The sequence below is a fragment of the Neisseria sicca 4320 genome (genome assembly GCF_000193735.1).
GTDB lineage: Bacteria > Pseudomonadota > Gammaproteobacteria > Burkholderiales > Neisseriaceae > Neisseria > Neisseria sicca_E.
Map to the genome: position 1 here is coordinate 1 of NZ_AEPF01000154.1, position 772 is coordinate 772.

A 772-nucleotide genomic window follows, 5' to 3' on the forward strand; every position below is an offset into this window, starting at 1 on the left:
CTCCCCCGTTTTCAGACGACCTTTTATTAACCACCGGGCTAGGAATAACCCCAATCCGTAGCGTGGGCTTTGCCCGCGAACCCGCTGTCCGACAATCTGAACTGGGCGTTATCTTTATATTCATTTCGTGGGCAAAGCGCAGGCTACGGGTCGTCTGAAAACAAACCTTAGCGCTTTGCTTTAATCGAGTACTTGCGAACCTGGGAATATTTGGAAAACCAACCCCGTCCCATTCAATCTATATAGAAAATAGAAAAAGGTCGTCTGAAAACCCTGTTTCGGGTTTTCAGACGACCTTTGCTTTGCCTTCAAACAAGCTTTAGAGCAGGATTACCATTGGTAGCCGACACCTGCGGTCGCGCCGTAGTGGCCGCGCGAGTTGCCGGTAGCGGTACCTTTGATGACCCAGTTGCCGCCGTCGGAGATGCTGGAGAAGCCGACTGCGTAGCCGCTTTCACCGCGGTAAACGCCGCCTGCAACCGCCATCATGCTCTTACCCGGCAGGTAGGCTTGCGGCAGACCGGCCACCGCCATGGCTGCTGCGGTACCGGCTTTAGAGTCGCTTTCAACATTGTCGATACGTTGGTTGATTTGGTCACCCATGTTCACCACGTAATTGCCGATGTTGGTCACACTTTGGTTAATCGCCTGGTTGGTGTAATACAACTGGCTGCCGTTGATCGCATCGGTAGAATCCGCCGATACCACACCTGCCGCCACACCTTGAACCTGACGGGTCTCGTCCGTACCGTTGCCGACGGTAACGACACCT

The 772-nt window shown here is 53.9% G+C and carries 1 protein-coding gene; it reads right to left on the minus strand.

What is annotated here, in order from left to right; all coding sequences use genetic code 11:
* Positions 1–330: 330 nt before the first annotated feature.
* Positions 331–772: YadA family autotransporter adhesin (locus NSCA4_RS14275; protein ID WP_081476598.1), on the minus strand; the 442-nt coding region annotated here is incomplete at its 5' end.